Source organism: Pseudoalteromonas rubra (assembly GCF_001482385.1).
Taxonomy (GTDB): Bacteria; Pseudomonadota; Gammaproteobacteria; order Enterobacterales; family Alteromonadaceae; genus Pseudoalteromonas; species Pseudoalteromonas ardens.
This window is the reverse complement of sequence record NZ_CP013611.1, coordinates 131290-146451: the sequence shown is the minus strand read 5'-3', so window position 1 is coordinate 146451 and position 15162 is coordinate 131290. Positions and strand designations below refer to the sequence as shown.

13 protein-coding genes are annotated in these 15162 nt (G+C 47.6%); 3 read left to right on the top strand and 10 right to left on the bottom strand.

Going from position 1 to position 15162, the window contains the following annotated elements:
- Window positions 1–56: 56 nt before the first annotated feature.
- Window positions 57–392, bottom strand: a complete 336-nt coding sequence (locus AT705_RS00695; RefSeq protein WP_049865791.1) for a hypothetical protein — start codon at window positions 390–392, stop codon at window positions 57–59.
- A 757-nt stretch (window positions 393–1149) separates the two neighbouring features.
- Here AT705_RS00695 and AT705_RS00690 point away from each other — a divergent pair.
- The gene (locus AT705_RS00690; protein WP_058795068.1) at window positions 1150–2073 is read left to right on the top strand and encodes a DMT family transporter; all 924 of its coding nucleotides are present in this window, start codon (window positions 1150–1152) and stop codon (window positions 2071–2073) included.
- A gap of 50 nt (window positions 2074–2123) precedes the next feature.
- Here the strand turns inward: AT705_RS00690 and AT705_RS00685 are convergent, their stop codons facing one another.
- The 6 genes from AT705_RS00685 to AT705_RS00660 all read right to left on the bottom strand — a co-directional run bounded on the left by AT705_RS00685 (window position 2124) and on the right by AT705_RS00660 (window position 10374).
- Entirely contained in the window at window positions 2124–5267 is a 3144-nt protein-coding gene (locus tag AT705_RS00685) for an efflux RND transporter permease subunit (protein ID WP_058795067.1), read from the bottom strand.
- A gap of 11 nt (window positions 5268–5278) precedes the next feature.
- Window positions 5279–6445 (bottom strand): efflux RND transporter periplasmic adaptor subunit, encoded by a 1167-nt coding sequence (locus tag AT705_RS00680; protein WP_058797873.1) that lies wholly within the window; start codon window positions 6443–6445, stop codon window positions 5279–5281.
- Between the two features lie 178 nt (window positions 6446–6623).
- The gene (locus AT705_RS00675; RefSeq protein ID WP_157576623.1) at window positions 6624–6908 is read right to left on the bottom strand and encodes a hypothetical protein; all 285 of its coding nucleotides are present in this window, start codon (window positions 6906–6908) and stop codon (window positions 6624–6626) included.
- A 177-nt stretch (window positions 6909–7085) separates the two neighbouring features.
- Complete coding sequence (locus tag AT705_RS00670) at window positions 7086–7568, bottom strand: GNAT family N-acetyltransferase (protein ID WP_058795065.1); 483 nt, start codon at window positions 7566–7568, stop codon at window positions 7086–7088.
- A 403-nt stretch (window positions 7569–7971) separates the two neighbouring features.
- Window positions 7972–8433, bottom strand: coding sequence for a YaiI/YqxD family protein (locus AT705_RS00665; RefSeq protein ID WP_058795064.1), 462 nt, complete (start codon window positions 8431–8433; stop codon window positions 7972–7974).
- A 57-nt stretch (window positions 8434–8490) separates the two neighbouring features.
- On the bottom strand, window positions 8491–10374 hold the full coding sequence (locus AT705_RS00660) for a methyl-accepting chemotaxis protein (RefSeq protein ID WP_058797872.1): 1884 nt from the start codon (window positions 10372–10374) through the stop codon (window positions 8491–8493).
- Between the two features lie 90 nt (window positions 10375–10464).
- On the opposite strand from AT705_RS00660, the gene AT705_RS00655 reads away from it, so the two are divergent.
- On the top strand, window positions 10465–11664 hold the full coding sequence (locus AT705_RS00655; RefSeq protein WP_058795063.1) for a porin: 1200 nt from the start codon (window positions 10465–10467) through the stop codon (window positions 11662–11664).
- On the opposite strand, the gene AT705_RS00650 is transcribed toward AT705_RS00655, so the two are convergent.
- Together AT705_RS00650 and AT705_RS00645 are read right to left on the bottom strand one after the other, a co-directional pair.
- Complete coding sequence (locus AT705_RS00650) at window positions 11661–12383, bottom strand: NAD(P)-dependent oxidoreductase (protein ID WP_058795062.1); 723 nt, start codon at window positions 12381–12383, stop codon at window positions 11661–11663. The two genes, AT705_RS00655 and AT705_RS00650, sit on opposite strands and share 4 nt — an antisense overlap.
- 143 nt (window positions 12384–12526) lie before the next feature.
- Window positions 12527–13090: a YSC84-related protein gene (locus tag AT705_RS00645; RefSeq protein WP_058795061.1), complete on the bottom strand. Its 564-nt coding sequence runs from the start codon at window positions 13088–13090 to the stop codon at window positions 12527–12529.
- A 731-nt stretch (window positions 13091–13821) separates the two neighbouring features.
- On the opposite strand from AT705_RS00645, the gene AT705_RS00635 reads away from it, so the two are divergent.
- Window positions 13822–14673 carry a DMT family transporter gene (locus AT705_RS00635; protein WP_058795059.1) on the top strand — a complete coding sequence of 284 codons (852 nt, stop codon included), beginning with the start codon at window positions 13822–13824 and terminating at the stop codon, window positions 14671–14673.
- Here AT705_RS00635 and AT705_RS00630 read toward each other — a convergent pair.
- Window positions 14670–15125 (bottom strand): GNAT family N-acetyltransferase, encoded by a 456-nt coding sequence (locus tag AT705_RS00630; RefSeq protein ID WP_058795058.1) that lies wholly within the window; start codon window positions 15123–15125, stop codon window positions 14670–14672. The genes AT705_RS00635 and AT705_RS00630 overlap by 4 nt on opposite strands.
- Between the last annotated feature and the right edge of the window lie 37 nt (window positions 15126–15162).

Genomic DNA, 15162 nt, shown 5'->3' with positions numbered 1-15162 from the left:
GAAGGATTTACACTAAGAAGTGATCTATAACGACAAAACAAACTCTCTATTTGAAGTTATACGCAAACCGCATCATAAAAGTAGCGTTTGTGCTTTTTTACTGAAACACCCGATTGCTCAATTTCCATCATATTATTGTCGTCGAGGCACACCTGAAATTCACTGCACCCGGTAACAGCGGTCAATGGCATGACCAGTTTAGGGTTAGACCAAGAGTCACCGAACCCAACTTCCAGATCATTTAGATCCTCAAATTCGACAGACAACTTGTAGGTCGAGCCAGGAAAGATCTGCGTTAAAGTGAGCGCTTTGATCTCTCCTTTTTGACATAAAAAGGCAAAAATTGGCTTTGATGTTTTGTTTTCGTATGTAACTGCAACATTGGTAATCACGGCGGCGTTCCCTGACTGAATAATCTATGTGCAAACTATAGATTTCTGTCAGATAAAAGCAATTACGGGCCATTACAGTTTGACTTCTTGCACGTTACCCACCACTACGGTGCCTTGCAACTTGGTGGAACTGCCACAATACATTCAGGATCTGCCACTCCCCCGACGCATTTTTATATAAATGCATATAATCAACCCATTCATCTGTCGTCAGCTTTACAGTGGCTATTCATTCATCAAGATCCAGCACATTCATTTCCATCTTTGGCTGCTTTGCGAAACGCTCACCTGACACGTTGTATTCTGCTGCAAGCTTAACCAACCCAGCCTTATCCATGGACATGACAAATTCCCCATCCGTTTTGCCCTGCCAGTTGGTTCTTTTTACCAACTCATCATCGGCTATTTATACCATCAATTTTGGACTCACTTCGATTTGCGCAATCAAGTAACTTTTAGCTACTTGCTCTATAGCATGCCGATCCAAATTCAAGTTTGTAAAACTGTGTGCTGGCAATAAAACACACCAAATTAAAATCAACCTGATATATGCTGCCGTTAGATATAACGGCCGTATAGTACATCCTATCTTTTCAGGTTAAATGCTCAACTTAAGGTTTTCTGAATCTACAAAGTGTATAAATAAAATCTTGCAGCTCAGAAATATAGAGGAATGTTCGCAATACATATACTGACCATTAGTTAAATTTGATACGCTACCGCCTCCTGCCGTATGACCTTAAACAAAAGGAAGACCATGTCGACAACAACTTGCAACGATCAGCCCAATGATGCACCAATCGTCCTGGCGCTCGTGTCAGCCATGCTTTTTTGGGGAATGAGTTGGATCTCAGGAAAAATCATCGCTGATATCGCCCCAGCTCAGGTTACCGTGTTCTATCGACTGTTCCTTGCAGCCATAAGCATGCCGCCAATCATGTGGATATTGCACAAATTGAAGCTACTCCAACTGAATTACAGCGTACGCGCCCTGCTCTGGTCCTTGCCCGCAGGTATTTTGCTCGCAGCTTACAACCAGCTGTTTTTTATGGGTCTGGCGGATGGCCTGCCCGGTAAAGGCGGGATGCTGGTCACCACTTCTAATCCCGTATTTACCTTTATTCTGAGTGCCGTTTTATTGGGTCAGGCGATCAACAAACGTCAGAGGATTGGACTCGCACTCGGTTTAGGCGGCGGGCTGTTAATGATAGAAGTATGGCATTTTAACCTGGATCAGATACTGGCTTCAGGCAACGCCTACTTTATACTCGCTTCACTTACCTGGGCGTTTCTTACTTTAATCAGTCAGCGCGGAACCCGTTACGCTGATTTCATTACTTTCAGCACACTGATGTATGTCTGGGCCTCTTTACTAAGCTATTTATTTGCCTACCAGCATGATCCGTTTAGCAGTGCATCACAATACCCTACATATTACTGGCACCATTTACTCTTTTTATCGATTGTCGTAGTCAGTATTGCTACTAGCGTGTTCTTCCTGGCAACCCAAAAGCTGGGGCCTAATCGTTCCAGCTCTTTTGTCTTTGTGGTCCCCGTGACGGCAATGGGGCTTTCTGCTTGGTACTTTGCAGAGCAACTTAGTTTGGGCGTAGCTGTCGGTGGTGCCTGTGCACTGTGCGCAGTTTATCTGCTCAATAAAAAAGCCACAAAATCTGAATGATGCAGTAAGAAAGCCGGGTTTACCCCCCGGCTTTGTTGGTATTTTCGTTGCTAAGTCTGACGCCTTGCAAGGCGTTGTGCACAGAATCGCTCAAATAAAATGGGCAACACAAACAAAGTCAGCAAGGTTGAGGTAAATAGTCCACCTATCACCACGCTGGCCAGCGGCTTTTGGATCTCAGACCCCACACCAGTCGAAAGCAAGATCGGGATCAGACCCAATGCAGAGGTAAGTGCAGTCATTAATACAGGGCGCAATCGCGAAGTCGCTCCCTCTTTGATTGCCGTGGTTATCTCCACTCCCGCAGCAATCCGCTGATTAATACTCTCTACCAATACCACTGCGTTCAGTACAGCAACACCAAACAAGGTGATAAAGCCAACCGACGCAGGTACAGACAGGTACTGCCCGGACAGATAAAGCGAAAAGACGCCACCAATGACCCCCAAAGGAATGCAGCTCAGGACAAGCGCCGCCTGCGAAAGCGATCTAAAGGTCAGCATTAACAATACCGCCATCAGCATCAGAGCGCCAGGGATCACAATTGCCAATCGCTGCTGTGCACGTTGCTGACTTTCAAACTGCCCACCAAATTCAATGCTATAACCGGGTGGTAGCGACAGTGTGCTGTCAATTTTGGCTTTTATATCGGCTACTACGCTGCCCATGTCTTTGCCAGTTACATTGGCTTGTACAACGATCCGGCGCTGTACATCATCACGACGGATCTGTACCGGACCAGAAGCAAACTCAACCTTTGCCACCTCATTTAAGCTAACCCAGGCGCCGCTTGGAGACATCAGCATCAACGACTCGATTGCCCCTGGATTGCGTCTGAACGACTCGGCCAGCCTGACGTAGATATCGTATCTTTCGTTACCCCTGACTATTTGCCCAGCTACATTGCCCCCTAAACCACTGCTAACAAGGTCCATAACATCGTTTACAGAAAGCCCGACGCGGGATAAAGCGTCCCGGTTAGGCGTTATCACCAGCTGAGCTTCACCACTTTGCTGCTCTAAAGCGACATCCGTGGTACCGGGTAAGGCTCTTACCAGACGTTCAAGCTCTTCCCCCTTTTGCATCAGTACCGGCAACTCAGGTCCAAGTAATTTAATTGCCAGCTGAGCTTTAACGCCTGACAACAATTCATCCACCCGAGTTGCTATCGGCTGAGAGAAATTCAGCAATAAGCCGGGGTGGACAGATAAGGCCGACGCAATCTTAGCTTGTAATTCAACCCGAGTGCTGGCATTTTTCCACTGTTCAACTGGCCGGAGCCCGATATAGATCTCAATGTTATTCACCGGTTCAGGATCACCGCCAACCTCCGGGCGACCTATGCGGCTCAGTGCATAAGTCACTTCCTCAAAGCCCAGTATTGTTTCTTCCAGCAGAGGTGCAATGGATAAGCTGGTTTCGAGACTGGCAGACGGTGCCAGTGTTACGCGCAAGTTGAGCGTCCCTTCTTCAAGTTCAGGGACAAATTCACTACCAATTTGCGTCAATGTATACACAGCCATGGCAAACAGAGCCGAAACTCCCACTAGTAGCGCTTTGCTGTTTCGCTGCGCAAGTTCTAAAGATTGCCGGTAAATCCCTTCTGCTTTTTCTAAAACAGCGTGACGCTGTGTCGGCTTATGGCTATTCAACAGATAACAAGCCAAAACTGGTATTACCAACAAGGCAATCACAACAGCACAAACCACAGCCAGCATAATACTACTGGCCATTGGCGTGAACAGTTTGGCCTCAACCCCTTCAAAAGAAAACAGCGGCAAAAAGACCAATAAGATGATGACAGATGCAAAAAAGATAGGTCGTGCGACATCTTTCGCGGCCAGACTAACAAGCTCAGAAAAAGACTCTGTGCTGGTGTTCGTTGCCCCTCGGGCTGCCTGTTGTTGTAAGATCCGCTCAACCATCACCACTGAGCCATCGACCAGCATGCCAATGGCCACAGCCAGCCCGCCCAAAGACATCAGATTTGCAGGCATCCCCATCAAAGACATTAAACCCAGAGCCAGAATAATGGCAACGGGCACAGAGAGTATCACCAGTACGGCAGCTCTCAGATTGAGCAGGAACAGCAAAAGCACCACAGCAATAAATACGAACGCTAGCAGCAAGGCATCAGCCACCGTAGTAATGGCCTTATCAATCAGCATACTTTGATCATAAATGGGCACAAATTCGACCCCCGGTGGCAACGCCCGATTGATCTGTGCGACTTTGCTTTTTATCCCGTCGATCGTCGCTTTCGTGTTTGCACCCATCCGTTTCAGTACAATACCACTGACAACCTCTCCCCGGGAAGTTGCCTGCCCAGAAGCATCTCGCAAGGTCAGAGTGACCGCCCCCTGACGTATCTCACCGCCAAGTTTGACCTGAGCGACGTCAGCCACTCTCACTACGGTGCCATCAATCGTCTTAATGGGTACCTGACGAATTTGCTCTAAGCCCGGTGCGCCACTGCTAAACCAACCCACACCTCGGATCACGAGCTGCTCCTGAGCACGGTCAAGATACCAGCCGCCTGCATTACGGTTATTGTCCGATAAGGCACGCTGTACCTGCGACTGGGTTAATTTGTATGCCAGCAAACGCGTAGGGTCCAAGTCCACCTGATATTGTTTAACCTGGCCGCCAAATGACAACACTTCAGTCACCCCCTCTATCGGCATCAACAGAAGTTTGACCAGCCAGTCGTTGATACTCCGTAGCGTCATTTCGTCGACTCCCGAATCGGGGTCTGCCACCAGCAAATATTGATAGACTTGTCCCAGCCCAGAGGTATTAGGACCCATATCCGGCATCCCGACTGAATCCGGGATCAGTGAACGGGCTGTCTGCAGTCGTTCAAACACCAATTGTCTTGCAAAATAGATATCAGTCCCTTCTTTAAAGACAACTGTCACCCCGGACAACCCGGTTTTGGAGATAGAACGCACTTGCTCAACATCCGGCAGCGCGTACATAAGTGCTTCAATGGGATACGTGATGAGCTGCTCTACTTCTTGTGCCGCGAGTCCAGGGGCTTCAGTATTCACTGTCACCTGGATATTGGTCACGTCCGGAAAAGCGTCAAGATTCAAACGCGGTACTTGCCAAATTGACACGATCAAGACTAGCAGTGTTGCAAACAGCACCACAACACGGTGCGCGATTGCACCATTTATGATTTTCTCTAACATCCTGTTCGCCCTCAGTGGTTATGTGGATCAAAGCCACTTTTTGCCATTTCTGACGCAATAAAGAATGCCCCCTGAGCCACCACCTTGGTGCCAGAACGAATCGCCTTTGCCCCCTCGAATAGCGGCATAGGCTCAATAATCACTCCGCCTTTTGTCGGTGCAACCCGTTTTACAGGGGTGGCAACGTATTCACCCTGATCATGTTCCACAAACACTTGCCACCCGCCATCCACATCGCGCACCAACGCAGATTCAGGTACGGTAATAACGGGCTGAGCCGTCGAAAACAAAAAGTACGCACTGACAAACATACCGGCATGTAATGTATCGTCACGATTATCAACCTCAAGCCGAACCACCCGCGTGCGCGTTAATGGGTCCAATGTATGTCCCTGCTGGATCACCTTTGCCGGGTATCTGCGCTGATTATGCTCAATCTCAACGGGTGTATCGGTATTAATCAAACGCTGCTGCGTTGCGGCTAATCTGACTTCAACCCACAATGTCGATTCGTCACCGAGTTTCATAATGGCTTCACCTGAACCAAAGCGCTGCCCCTGCACAAAGCCGTCCTCCAGCACAATCCCTTCACGTTGGGCAGACAGAGTATAAGTACCCAAAGAACGAGTTTGCCCCGTCTCTAAGCGGTCAACAGCAGAATGACTCATGCCCATCGCCAGTAACGTACCCAGCGCCGCTTTATACTCAGCTCTGGCGACCAGTTGCTGATTTTCGCTCAAGCTTGCATCGGTCAATCGTGCAACCCGCTTCCACTCACTGGCAGCAATCATATAGTCCGCCTGCGCCTGGGCCATATCCTGACTAAATAATGTGACCAATTTATCCCCGGGCCTGACAATCTGACCTAAACTCGCATGGCGGCGCTCTACCACGGAATCAACCCGCGGCGTCACCATATAACTGGTGTAACGGTTTGCTTTAAGCTCGCCCGGCGCATAGACCGGAGTTTGCTCATATTGAGCCTGTAGTGTCACCAGCTGAAGGTTGACTTGTGACTGTTGAGCTTGACTGAGCAACACGCTTTGCTGATGAGATGATTCATCCTGGAAAGAAACATCAGGCTCATGATTATGACCTGATTCTGTGCTCGAGATGGCACTGGCTTTCAGTGAGATCAGTAAAAGCCCTGCTGCATAACTCAAAATACGCTTGTTCATGATGGTGTAAACCTCTTCATTTGTGGTGTGTGACGTACCACACTCCACTGCCTGTCTGTTTCAGGCAAAAATCGACATGACCAATCGCACTGTCCTGAATTGCATAAAAACAGGCATGCAGAAGCGATCCGTCAAACGGAAAAATAACAAGAACTAAAAAAGTTTGGAGGAAACAGAGTTAAGCGATGGGAGGTTTAAACTGAGATTCAATACGCCGGCGAACCCGAGTATCTGCAGGTGAAAAAGGGATATCGGGTTTTATCAATCCAGAAATCGGAGACAAGCGAACTGACATCCAGATTGTATGGCTACCGCTGCAATGGCCACAATGATGACAGTCAGAAATCACATGACCCTGCTCGTCAAAGATCACGCTTTGTGAGGCCGGATATCGTTCTTCATGGACATGATTGGTTTGCAAATGTGCTTTGGTGGGCTGATGAAAGTTGCCGGGATCGATCACAGCAGTCACCGATTGTATACCAATCAGTAATACCATTATTAATGTGAGCAGACCCTGAATTAAGCGCAACTTACCCTCTGACTGTCGATTAAGTTGCCAGCAATATATGCTGGCAAGGCGTAGATGTCAATGCCCCACCTCAGCCTATCATATTGATATGAAATAACATTATTATTGTTACTGGAGCCATTTATACATAATATGACTGTCAACAAGACCCAAACTGGGATGACGGTAAGCCTTTGGAATAGTACCAATAATCTGATAACCCAACCTTTGCCACAACTGTACCGCCACCTGATTACTGGCAACCACAGAATTAAACTGCATCGCACGATAACCCAGCTTTATTGCTTCACTTTGCGAATGTTCACACAATGTACGAGCAACGCCTTTGCCTCTTGCCTGGGGGGCAACCATATAGCCGCAATTGCAAATATGGTTGCCAGGCCCCATGGCATTGGCCTTGAGGTAGTAACTTCCCAGGATCTCATCCCCTTCGACCATGGCATACGCATTGTCTACTTTTTGACACCACAGCGCATAAGCTTGCTGTTGTGACATATCCGGGTCAAATGCATAAGTCTCTTGTTGCTCAATGACTTCTTTAAAAGTTAGCCAGAAATGTTGAAAGTCGTTTTGTGTCATTATTCTTATCATGGTTTCTCCAATTCAGTATTACAGACAAAACGCATTCGTTAAGCAGCGTTACTGTCATCTGCGTATTCCCTGGGCATTTGTAATACGTTGTCAAACGCCGGTTACTTAGTGGCTTTTAACCGATGGTATTTTCAACGCGCAATCAAGGTTGCCGAGTATCAGCTTGTTTATAATCCAAAGGGATGTCACTTTATACCAATTTGCTTAATTAAGTGTTCCATTTTGAGGCGAGAAAATATCGTCGATAACAAGGCAAAAATTTGTGAGCCTATGTCTAAGGTATTAGGTTCTAAATGAGAAATTTTTAACACCGTTAGCGTCATATTTGCTCCTTCAAATTGAACAGGTAATAAGTGAAATGGTATTAAAGCAAAGGAGAGGCACCATAGCGCGGTGCCTGAGATTAGACTTTATTTTGCTGTAGCCAGCGGTCTAAGCTGTTGGCGAACTGTTGTTTTTCAGCTTGCCCTAAGGGCGGGGGACCACCACTGACCATGCCACTACTGCGCATGGTATCCATAAAATCGCGAATATTTAGCCGCGATCGAATGTTTTCTCTTGTAAACTCCTCACCCCGTGTGCTCAGTGCCAGCCCGCCTTTTTCAATGGCTTCGGCAGCCAATGGAATGTCACTGGTGATCACCAGATCGCCGGCGCACATGCGGCGCACGATCTCATTGTCAGCCACATCAAAGCCACTACTCACCTGTAGCTTATTGATATAAGGAGAAGGCGGCGTTTTAATATATTGATTGGCGACGAATGTCACTGGGATTTGGGTTCTGACCGCGGCACGAAACAAGATTTCACGGATCACCACAGGGCATGCATCTGCGTCCACCCATATATTTTTCTTATTATCCAAAACTGGCTCATTAATTCGGTTTGCTATGCGGCAAGTGTACAACTTGCCGCAGCGTAGCTAAAGCGTGAATTTCGATAATAACCCTTCTTGTTCATGAGCATGTTGTGTCAGCACTTTACTTGACTCAAACTGGCGAACGGAAAAGCTCCCCACTTCGACGCTAATATCATTGATATTGGAGGTGTTTTTGTTGATTTCCTCAATCACTACGCTTTGCTCTTCAATCGCTGTTGCTATCTGGATGTTGCGGTCCATAATGTCTTTCACCGCTTCTGAAATCTCATTCAACATGCCTGTAGCCTGCTCAGTCTGCTCAACACACAGCAACGTTTTATCACGACTGCTGCCCATCGCACTTTGGACCTGAATAGACGATGCCTGGATCTGTTCAATCATTGATTTAATTTCAGTTGTTGATTCTTGCGTTTTGGTTGCCAAAGAACGTACTTCGTCGGCAACCACCGCAAAGCCCCGACCCTGCTCGCCTGCCCGGGCAGCTTCAATGGCGGCATTCAGCGCCAAGAGATTGGTTTGCTCAGCAATACCATTAATAACAGACAAAATATTTTCAATGCTCTGACTGTATTCCGCAAGCTGTGTACTCATTTCGTGCGAGATATTAATCTCATCGGCCAGCGCACTTATTTCGCCACGGGTTTTCTGAAACACTTGTTGCCCTTCAGCCGCCCTCTCATTGACAGAGGTAATCGATGTCGCGGCATTCTGGGCACTGCCTGCAATCTCGCTGGAAGTCGTGCTCATCTCATGCATTGCCGCAGCCAACCCTTCAATCAGTTGTACCTGCTCAGTGAGCTGCGAGCTGGACTGATTCGCCAGCGTACTCGCTTCGTCACAACTTGCAACCACCAGATCAGCACGTTGCTTCACATCTGTCACCAGGCTATGTAATGACCCCAGAAATTGATTGAATTCCTGCGCGACCTTACCGCATTCATCTTCGTGTTTTATTCGCACTCGCTGAGTAAGATCACCACTACCCGACGCAATGTTGGTAATGGCATCATTAAGGTCTTTCAACGGTCTCAGTAACTGAATCGCCAAAGCCCGACTCAAAAAGGCTCCGAGCAATATGGCCACCACTGCCAACATCAATGTGCTCATTGAAAGCGCTCTTAAATCACTGAAAACCAGCGCTTCATCCAGCAACACGGCCAAATACCAATCGGTCCCGTACTGCTGCGATAATGGGTAAAAATAGAGCAGCTTAGCTTCCCCTTTTACCGTCACTTCTAATAATGTTTTTTCAGCTGATTTATTCAGTTGTGGCGACAAACTACTGAGCGGCTTGCCATTCAGTTTGGCGTTTTGGTGAGAGACAATAATCCCTTTACTGTCAACTAAAAACGCATAGCCTGTTCCATCAAAGTTCACCGCATTCACACTTTTAGCTATTGTATCTAAGCTAAGATCTCCCCCTATAGAGCCGCGAAATTGCCCTCCTGAGTTAATAGGCGCAACCACTGAAAGCAACAATTCACCGGTTGCTGCGTCGGTATAAGGGCTGGTAAACACTGTTTTCCCTTTGTCTCTGGCCAGGCGGTACCAGCCTCGTTCCCTAAAATCCACATCTGGCGGGTTTTGCCTGTTGGGGTTGTTTGAACGCAAAACTCTCTCTGTGCTTAAGGTACCAAATGACAATAAAAAAGCGTCTTTAAAATAGGGGGATTCCAGCCCCTTTTGAAACTGTTCAGGGCTAAAGTCAGCTTCAATCTGACTGCGCAGTAATCGAATTAAAGCAGCTTTTTCTGCCAACCAATTATCAATACCCAATGCCAGCAATTGTGCGGAATCACTAACATACGCAGTGGTTTTCTTTTGCATAGAGGCATTGACCAGCCCATAGGTTGTCGTACTGATCACCAAAATGATCATAAAAATGAGTAACGCCGATGCCAAAGAGAATTTGCTGCGAATCTTCATATTATTTAGGCCAAATAAAACCACCCTTTATCAAAGTGTTGTCTATAATTCCAGTTATCGCAACTAACGCAACAAATTTGGTAATTTGCTATGAATAACGCGATCTCTTCTGTGGCTAAAGCCATCCTGGTTGCACTTTGTGTGCCGCTCACCTGTGCTCATGCTAACACCGAACGCGCTGTCACGATGGCTGACATCGAAGCGCTCGAAGCTCAGCTCAAAGCACTCAAGGCCCGATTTGAAAGGCAAAACCCACCCGCCACTCAAACAACACAAAATGCTAAACCAACACCCAACAAAGCAGCTGGTGCAGATGCAAAAGCCGCTTCCTCTGCCAGTTCAGCTAAATCAGCGCCGACTGAAGAAAAGCGCAAACTGGACGTATATGCGACCATGCGCCCGACATACGGTCGCCTGGAGACCAATGGTGAGGATAATTGGGACGTGCGTGACGCCCTGTCCCATGCCGGACTCAAAGTTACCCACGAATTTGACAAAGACTGGAGCGCAGAGCTGCATGGAGAGTGGAGTATTGACGTTGCTAATGAAGGCAACTTTGGTCGCTCCCGACGGGCCTACACCGCGCTGAACACACCTGTCGGCCGCTTTGGCATTGGTAAGCAACGGCCGGCACAATATCTATTCATTGCCGAGTATGTTGATATCTTCAATCATGGCAACAGTCCGTTCGCGTATGACCCTGAGAGCCTCTTCTTTGTTGACAACCTGATTAGTTACCGGCTTACACCTGGGCCTTTTACTTTTGTTGCGGTGGCACAGTTTAATGGCGAGTCAGGTAGTAATTCAGATGATTTGGTCAATGTAGGTCTAAGTTATGATGCTAACGATTTGCATGCTGCTGTCACCTACCAGCAAAACGACATTTATGCCGATGATGTCCAGCTTGGAGATAACAGTCTCTGGGCAACCTCGCTGGCCTATCAATTTACACCTCGCTTCTATGCCGCCGTCGCTTATCAGGATAAGGATTACAACAGAGATGCCGCAGGTGCAGACCGCAGTGGGCACACCTTCGATTTATCCTTTGCTTACCAACTGGCCAAAGCCTACAAACTGAAAGCAGGCTACTTTGATTTTGATGACGGATACCAGGATTCAGACCCGGCCGCAGGCGGCTTTGATGGCTATAACCTGACATTAGAGTGGAGCCCAATTAGAGTACTCAGAATTCACCTTGAGTACCTTAACAAGTCGTTCGTCAATGGCGATGACTTCGACTCCATTTCTATCGGCTTCAGGTATGACTACAAAACCACGGTTGAATATTAACCCTGGTCCTGATTATACAGTACAGGAGAGCAGCCCTGCCATTGCTGCCACAGTGCCGGGTCAAGCGCTAACTGACACATAAAGTGAGCAACATTGATCCGGCTTGTTTTTCCCGCATCAAAAATGGCGTCACGTATTGGAGATGGATGAGCGTCATAAGCTGTGACCTGAGCATCATTTGTCAACGAATCTGGCCTAACCACGACCCACTCAACCCCTTCCTTTGCGGGGGAGCAGGCACGTAAAAACTTCGCAGCAGCCTCATTGTCAGGATGAGGTGGCAGGCATAAACGTAATAACGCCACCACGGCACGATGTGCCAGAGGTGGCCGCTCATGCAAAGACTCGCTGGTGCACCCAGTACTGTTCATCAAGATAAATTTAACAGGGCTCCCGTCACTCTTATTCTCAATTGCCTCACACACACTTTGCACTGCATCACGCACCAGACGGCGGGGGTGGCCATAAATACCCTGAAACGTTGCCCGATGTCCCAGACAACAAATAACCGTTTTCACGCCCGACACTAACGCTTCGAGTTCCTGGGTGCTCAACTCGGCAATATTGCCTACCCTGACATCCAGTTGCGGGTTAGCTTTGAACGTTTCCAGTTGTGCACTGCTTTGCCGGACAAGGACTCTGACTTGCCCCCGTGCCAACATCAGCTGCTCAACAACCAGCCTGCCCGTCGCCCCGCTTGCTCCAATCACTAAAATCATAACGCATCCTTTGGCTGTCATTTATCAGGAGTGTAACGTGAAGGGAGTGAATGAAAACAGGCACAAAGATGTGACAAATGGTAAGTAGATTTTTCAGCCGGCCCAACAGGCCGGCTAAGTGTCGTTGCCAGGGGCAAGTGAAATTAGTTTAATTCCTTATCTTGCCAGAATTTCGTTCCTTTCACTGTCGCCTGCAACGCGAGGCCACTTTCGGTAAATGTATACACTGTCACATCCCCATAGTAGACTTCGCCTTCAATAGAGGCCCCTTTATCAGCAGCCCTTGCCGCGGCATCGGCATTTCCGCCAAACGTCCAGCCCGACTCCACAAATTGTTTCATCGCCGCCTGAGTATGAAACACCATCACGATACGATAATCCTTTGCACCCAGACCCAGTCCGACACCGCCTTCAGCCATATTCATATAAGTTGACTGGCCTGTGTTGTTATTTTCTACGACACCATAGCCTGTGCCTGCGGCAACAAAAATAATATTCAGATTCGCATTAGAAAACACCGCATATCCGGGCGCATTGCTCAGCTGGGCGCGAACATCCGGTTTTTTACTATAGAGCTTGGTTAAAGTATCTCGTTTCATCTTCTGAATTTCGGAACGCTTTTGGACAGCATCACCTGGCCCCATAGACGCACAAGCGCTCAGTAACACAGACAAAACAACCGACATCAGCAATGGAATTGTACGCATACCTTTTTCCTTTTACAGTTAGAAGCAGGCAATTGAATCGCCGCCCGCAGAAAAACGTCATCTTAAGGGTAGGCAGGTTAGGCGCAGCTGAACAGAAAACGCAGGCAAAAAAAAGGCCGCATTAAAGCGGCCTTAACACACATCATGGGTAATCATGAAGGGATAAATGTGAAAACAAGATCATTGTAACTCGGCCGTTATAAAATAAAACCATATTAAAACGTTTCTTTAGCTCGGTATTTTCGATGAGTCACTTTCCTTACTCCTATTTGCTTACTCCCTAATCTAGTGGCCTTACTGGCAATACCTTTGTCATCGATGCCCTTATTGTTTTTATGGAGTTATATTGTGCTGCTGAAAAAGGCAGTGAAGAGAAAAGACGACCCGCAACAAAACCTCATGCTTTGGGCCCAATACAGCAGAAAATTCAGGCAAAAAAAAGGCCGCATAAAGCGGCCTCAACACACATCATGGGTAATCATGAAGGGATAAATGTGAAAACAAGACCATTTTAACTCGGCCGTTATAAAATAAAATCATATTATAACGCACCTTTCATTCGACATTTTCGATGCTTAGCTTTCCGTCGTTTGTTTTCGCTCATCCGCTCAGCAAAGTTCGGCAAATAGCAACGACTGAGCCTTCAATACACCTGTTATTTTGTTAGTTAAATCAAACCACTCTGAGGTATCATCGCCACTATCCTTGCACACCATTTTGACTGACCTGATATGCATCATCTGATTTTTGTCACCCTGCTGTGGGCGTTTTCATTCAGCCTGATAGGCGTTTATCTCGCCGGTTCGGTTGACCTTTGGTTCGCCGCCCTGAGTCGTATTGCGCTGGCAACCCTGGTTTTCCTGCCATTCATTCGCTGGCAGCAAACAGCCCGCCCTGTGATGTTCCGGTTAATGACAATAGGTGCAATACAGATTGGAGCTATGTATGGTTTCTATTACCATGCCTTTGTGTTTTTAACTGTACCGGAAGTCCTGTTGTTTACTGTTATGACACCGGTATACATCACTTTACTTAATGACCTGTTCGCAAAGCGCTTTAATGCACGCTATTTGCTGGTCGCATTAATCGCAACACTGGGCGCTGTCGTCATTCGTCTGACAACGCCTAACCCGGACTTCTGGCTTGGCTTTATGGTAGTTCAGGGTGCCAATCTGTGTTTTGCACTGGGGCAGGTTTTATATAAACGACTGGCTGAGCAACATGCCTTAGTCCACCATCAGTGCTTTGGCTTTTTCTTTATCGGCGCGCTGGCCGTGTCCTCGTTAAGTTTTGCTCTTTTTGGTGATTTGAACCGGCTCCCTTCGACGCAGCTACAATGGGGGATCTTAATTTATTTAGGTCTCATTGCCTCTGCCCTTGGTTATTTTATCTGGAATAAAGGCGTCACCCTAGTTTCAGTAGGAGCACTGGCAGTCATGAACAATGTGCTGATCCCTGCCGGGATCCTGGTGAATATCCTGATCTGGAATCGCACCGCCGATTTAGTCAGTCTGGGACTTGGCAGCGCGATTATCTTTTTAGCCCTGGGCGTCAATCATTACTTTGACACACGTTTACGTTAAAGCGCCTTGCGAAACCGGATCTGCATATCCAGTAAAGTCTGCGACGGCGCTGCTGGCTGTGTCAGTTCCGCGATATGGTAGTCGTGACTGACAAGCATCTGCAACATGGTTTTAAAGCGGTTCATCGTTTTTACTTCAATATGCCTGAATCCCTGCTCACGGCACCAACGCTCCTGCTCCAGCAATAACGCTCGCGCCAGCCCTCTGCCCCGGTAGGCCGGCATGACGGCCCCAATCCAGCTATAAAACAGCTGTGGGGCCTGCTCATAACCCAGCTTATATGCAACAGGCTGACCTTCACAACTGGCTATCAGCGCCAGGTAAGTGCGCCCTGATAATCTCACAAAGATATCTGCTTGCGTCTTGGGCTGAGAAAATTCCGGGATCTGCTGCTCTACAGAAAGTACCTGTTCAATACTCCCCTGATGAATCTGCCATTGTACTTTCGTCATCACCTGACCTATCAATAGGTTGTTAGAAGCCACTAAG

Excerpts from the sequence above, each read along its gene's own strand:
- AT705_RS00660 (WP_058797872.1), bottom strand. The coding sequence starts at position 10,374 with ATGAAGATTCGCAGCAAATTCTCTTTGGCATCGGCGTTACTCATTTTT.
- AT705_RS00685 (WP_058795067.1), bottom strand. The coding sequence starts at position 5,267 with ATGTTAGAGAAAATCATAAATGGTGCAATCGCGCACCGTGTTGTGGTG.
- AT705_RS00655 (WP_058795063.1), top strand. The coding sequence starts at position 10,465 with ATGAATAACGCGATCTCTTCTGTGGCTAAAGCCATCCTGGTTGCACTT.
- AT705_RS00690 (WP_058795068.1), top strand. The coding sequence starts at position 1,150 with ATGTCGACAACAACTTGCAACGATCAGCCCAATGATGCACCAATCGTC.
- AT705_RS00645 (WP_058795061.1), bottom strand. The coding sequence starts at position 13,090 with ATGCGTACAATTCCATTGCTGATGTCGGTTGTTTTGTCTGTGTTACTG.
- AT705_RS00630 (WP_058795058.1), bottom strand. The coding sequence starts at position 15,125 with ATGACGAAAGTACAATGGCAGATTCATCAGGGGAGTATTGAACAGGTA.
- AT705_RS00635 (WP_058795059.1), top strand. The coding sequence starts at position 13,822 with ATGCATCATCTGATTTTTGTCACCCTGCTGTGGGCGTTTTCATTCAGC.
- AT705_RS00650 (WP_058795062.1), bottom strand. The coding sequence starts at position 12,383 with ATGATTTTAGTGATTGGAGCAAGCGGGGCGACGGGCAGGCTGGTTGTT.
- AT705_RS00670 (WP_058795065.1), bottom strand. The coding sequence starts at position 7,568 with ATGATAAGAATAATGACACAAAACGACTTTCAACATTTCTGGCTAACT.
- AT705_RS00680 (WP_058797873.1), bottom strand. The coding sequence starts at position 6,445 with ATGAACAAGCGTATTTTGAGTTATGCAGCAGGGCTTTTACTGATCTCA.